This is a genomic window from Kitasatospora griseola (assembly GCF_014648555.1).
Classification (GTDB): Bacteria; Actinomycetota; Actinomycetes; order Streptomycetales; family Streptomycetaceae; genus Kitasatospora; species Kitasatospora griseola.
Genome location: NZ_BMRI01000011.1, coordinates 44,884 through 49,432, shown reverse-complemented (window position 1 = coordinate 49,432; position 4,549 = coordinate 44,884). Strand labels below are relative to the sequence as shown.

At 71.0% G+C, this 4,549-nt stretch carries 4 protein-coding genes and 1 tRNA gene; all 5 read left to right on the top strand.

Going from position 1 to position 4,549, the window contains the following annotated elements:
• Nucleotides 1-285: 285 nt before the first annotated feature.
• Nucleotides 286-356 (top strand) — tRNA-Gln (locus tag IEZ12_RS16170).
• A 91-nt stretch (nt 357-447) separates the two neighbouring features.
• Nucleotides 448-1,893: a bifunctional UDP-N-acetylglucosamine diphosphorylase/glucosamine-1-phosphate N-acetyltransferase GlmU gene (gene glmU / locus IEZ12_RS16165; RefSeq protein WP_189272671.1), complete on the top strand. Its 1,446-nt coding sequence runs from the start codon at nt 448-450 to the stop codon at nt 1,891-1,893.
• Nucleotides 1,894-2,048: 155 nt separating this feature from the next.
• Nucleotides 2,049-3,029, top strand: a complete 981-nt coding sequence (locus IEZ12_RS16160) for a ribose-phosphate diphosphokinase (protein ID WP_043915753.1) — start codon at nt 2,049-2,051, stop codon at nt 3,027-3,029.
• A gap of 267 nt (nt 3,030-3,296) precedes the next feature.
• Nucleotides 3,297-3,902: a 50S ribosomal protein L25/general stress protein Ctc gene (locus IEZ12_RS16155; RefSeq protein WP_189272670.1), complete on the top strand. Its 606-nt coding sequence runs from the start codon at nt 3,297-3,299 to the stop codon at nt 3,900-3,902.
• A gap of 114 nt (nt 3,903-4,016) precedes the next feature.
• A partial coding sequence (gene pth / locus IEZ12_RS16150) for an aminoacyl-tRNA hydrolase (protein ID WP_229847585.1) occupies nt 4,017-4,549 on the top strand: 533 nt, incomplete at its 3' end.

Here is a 4,549-nt window from a genome sequence, read left to right as displayed (position 1 = left end):
CCTCGGCGGCGCTCGGCGGCGCCTGCCCAGCCTGGATGGTCATGGCGCGTCCCGGGGGGAGGAGGGTGGTGCCGGCGGATACCTACGTTTCCGTAACCTACGGCATCGTAGGTACCGGACCGGGGAAGGCGGAAGGCTCCTGCGCGGACGTGTCGCGGTGTTCGCCCGCCGGATCCCCCTCGGGCGGCCGCCGGGGGCCGGGGCGTCGTTCGTGTGCTTCGCGGAAGGTGGTGGAGCTACGGGCCGTCAACCCGTAGGCTGTGCTGGGCGCGGCAACCGCGCTTTTCCGCCGTGGTGTAATGGCAGCACAGGGCCCTTTGGAGGCCTTTGTCTGGGTTCGAATCCTAGCGGCGGAGCCCTTCCCGACCGTTTCGGTCGCATTCCGTCCATCTCGTCTCGGTATTCTCGGTGCACCCTCACCCCGCATCGACCGAGGAGTCTTCCCGCGTGAGTGCAAACCAGCCCGCTGCCGTGATCGTGCTCGCCGCCGGGGGCGGTACGCGGATGAAGTCCAAGGCCCTGCCGAAGGTGCTGCACGAGATCTGCGGTCGCTCGTTGGTGGGCCACGCGGTGTCCGCCGCCGAGGAGTTGACGCCCGGTCAGCTGGTCGTGGTGATCGGCCACCTGCGCGAGCTGGTGCAGGCGCACCTGGCCGAGCACTGCCCGGCAGCCCGCCCGGTCGTGCAGACCGAGCAGCTCGGCACCGGCCACGCGGTGCGCATCGCCCTGCAAACACTGGCCGCCGACGGCGTGGAGCTGGACGGCACCGTGCTGGTCACCACCGGCGACGCCCCGCTGCTGACCGGCGGCACGCTGCAGGCGCTGGCCGCCGCGCACGCCGAGCAGGGCAACGGCGTCACCGTGCTGACCGCGCTCGTCCCGGACGCCACCGGCTACGGCCGGATCCTGCGCGAGGCGGACGGCGCGGTCGCCGCGATCGTCGAGCACAAGGACGCGAGCCCCGCGCAGCTGGCGATCTCCGAGATCAACTCCGGGGTGTTCGCGTTCGACGCCAAGCTGCTGGCGCACGCGCTGTCGCTGGTCGGCACCGACAACTCGCAGGGCGAGGAGTACCTGACCGACACCCTGGAGATCCTCCGCCGGGAGGGCCACCGGGTGGGCGCGGTGGTGGCCGCCGACCACCGGGAGATCGTCGGCATCAACGACCGGGTGCAGCTGGCCCAGGCCCGCCGACTGCTCAACGACCGGCTGCTGGAGCGGGCGATGCGGGCCGGCGTGACGGTGGTCGACCCGGCCTCCACCTGGATGGACGTCCAGGTCACCTACGAGCCGGACGCGCTGGTGCACCCCGGCACCCAGCTGTACGGCGCGACCCACCTGGGCGAGGGCTGCGAGGTCGGCCCGCACAGCACGCTGACCGCCACCGCGGTCGGCGCGGGCGCCCGTGTGAGCAACACCACGGCGGAGCGCGCGGAGATCGGCCCGGAGGCCTCGGTCGGCCCGTACGCGTACCTGCGGCCGGGCACCGTGCTGGCCCGGAAGGCGAAGGCCGGCACCTACGTGGAGATCAAGAACTCGGAGCTCGGCGAGGGCGCCAAGGTGCCCCACCTGTCGTACATCGGGGACGCCACGATCGGCGAGGGCAGCAACGTCGGTGCGGCGTCGGTCACAGTGAACTACGACGGGGTGAACAAGCACCGGACGGTCATCGGGGCCCACTGCCGCACGGGTTCCGACAACATGTTCATCGCCCCGGTGACGGTGGGTGACGGGGCCTACACCGCCGCCGGATCCGTGATCACCAACGACGTTCCGGCCGGTTCGCTGGCCGTCGCGCGGGCCCAGCAGCGCAACATCGCAGGCTGGGTTGAGCGGAAGCGGCCCGGTTCGGCGTCCGCCCGCGCGGCCGCCGAGGCGTCCTCGGCGCAGTAGTCGGGCCGGCCGGCCGGGGCCCTTGAACAGAGGTCCCCGGCCGTCGGTCACGGTCCGGGGCGCGTAACCTGAAGTACATACGTGCGCCATCGGGCCTGCTGGGCCGTGCCTCGGCGTACTCACCCTGAGTGGCAATAACACGAGGAGACGGTGCAGTGAGCGGGATCACGACCTCCGGTGAGAAGAAGCTCAAACTCTTCTCCGGTCGAGCCCACCCCGAACTTGCCGAGGAGGTCGCCCGCGTCCTGGGCACCGAACTCGTCCCGACCAAGGCCCTGGACTTCGCCAACGGCGAGATCTACGTCCGCTTCCTGGACTCCGCGCGCGGCGCCGACTGCTTCGTGATCCAGAGCCACACGGCTCCGATCAACCAGTGGATCATGGAGCAGCTGATCATGATCGACGCGCTGAAGCGCGCGTCGGCCCGCAGCATCACCGCGATCCTCCCGTTCTACGGCTACGCCCGGCAGGACAAGAAGCACCTCGGCCGCGAGCCCATCTCGGCCCGCCTGGTCGCCGACCTGCTGCGCCAGGCCGGCGCCGACCGCCTGATGGCCGTGGACCTGCACACCGCGCAGATCCAGGGCTTCTTCGACGGCCCGGTGGACCACCTGTTCGCGCTGCCGATGCTCGCCGACTACGTGGGCGACCGGGTCGCCGACCGGTCCAAGCTGACCATCGTCTCGCCGGACGCCGGCCGCGTGAAGGTCGCCGACCAGTGGTGCGACCGCCTGGACGCCCCGCTGGCGATCATCCACAAGCGCCGCGACATGACGCAGGCCAACACCATCCTCTCCGCCGAGGTGGTCGGTGACGTCCGCGGCCGCACCTGCGTGCTGGTCGACGACATGATCGACACCGCGGGCACCATCTGCGCCGCCGCCGACGCGCTGTTCGACGCCGGCGCCGCCGACGTCATCGTGGCCGCCACCCACGGCGTGCTCTCCGGCCCGGCCGCGGACCGCCTGAAGAACTCCCGGGTCAGCGAGTTCGTGTTCACCAACACCCTGCCGACCCCGGCCCAGCTCCAGCTGGACAAGATCACCACGCTGTCGATCGCCCCGTCGATCGCCGCCGCCGTGCGCGAGGTGTTCGAGGACGGCTCGGTCACCAGCCTGTTCGAGGGCGTGCACTGACCTGAAAGGGCCCTGACCCCTCGTCGGACCCTTGCTCGGCCCCCGGTTCCGCACTGGAACCGGGGGCCGATTTCACGTCCGCGCCACCGCCCGGTTAGTCTGGGGAGACTGCTCGGCGAGGGATGCCCGTTCTCGGTGCTCCGTGATCGACGCGCGAGAACGATGCGCTTTGATCGAACCGCCGAGTGTCCCCCCAAACGTACTTGAGGGTGTGGCCCGGCGGTTCTGTCGTTCCTGCACCCCTTCGCATTTTCGAGGAGTGCAGTCGTGTCCGAGATCCGCATCGCCGCTGAGTCCCGCACCGAGTTCGGCAAGGGTGCCGCCCGTCGCGCCCGCCGCGCCGGCTTCGTCCCCGGTGTCGTCTACGGCCACGGCCACGCCCCGGTTCACCTGAACCTGCCCGGCCACGACCTGATGATGGCCCTGAAGACCCCGAACGCCCTGCTGGTCGTCCCGATCGACGGCAAGGACGAGTACGTGCTGCCGAAGGCCGTCCAGCGCGAGGCCATCAAGCGCTCCATCGAGCACGTCGACCTGCTGCTGGTCAAGCGCGGCGAGAAGGTCACCGTCGAGATCCCGGTCCACACCGAGGGCGAGCTGGCCCCCGGCGGCAACCTGATCGAGAACGTGCTGAACGCCCTCCCGATCGAGGCCGAGGCCACCCACCTGCCCGAGTCGGTCACCGTCTCCGTCGAGGGCCTGGAGGCCGGCGCCTCCATCACCGCCGGCGACATCGCCCTGCCGGCCGGCGTCTCGCTGGCCGTCGAGGCCGACGCCGTCGTCCTGCAGGTCATCGGCGCCCAGGCCCCCGAGGCCACCGAGGAAGAGGCCGCCGAGGCCGTCGAGGGCGAAGAGGCCGCTGTCGAGGCCTGATCCTCGCGATCTTTTCCCGCCGCTGCCCCGGCCGCCCCGCTTCCCAGCGGGCGGCCGGGGCAGCGGCATGTCCGGGATGATGGACGACGCAACGACACCCGCGTGAGGAGCGGCATGAGCGAGTACGACGGCCCCTGGCTGGTGGTGGGCCTCGGCAACCCCGGCGACGGCTACGCCCGCAACCGGCACAACATCGGCTTCATGGTGGTCGACCTGCTGGCCCAGCGGATGGGCGCCAAGTTCAAGGCGCACAAGAGCCGGGCCCAGGTCGCCGAGGGGCGCCTCTCCGGCAAGCGGGCGATCCTGGCCAAGCCGATGAGCTTCATGAACCTCTCCGGCGGTCCGGTCACCGCGCTGCGCGACTTCTACAAGGTGCCCGCCGCCGCGATCGTCGCCGTCCACGACGAGCTCGACCTGGACTACGCGGCGCTGCGGCTCAAGCTCGGCGGCGGCGACAACGGCCACAACGGCCTGAAGTCGATCACCAAGTCGCTCGGCCCCGACTACCACCGGGTGCGCTGCGGCATCGGCCGCCCGCCCGGCCGGATGGAGGTCGCCGACTTCGTGCTCAAGGACTTCTCGTCCACCGAGCGCAAGGACCTCGACTGGTTCGTCGACCGCTCCGCGGACGCCGTCGAGGCGCTGCT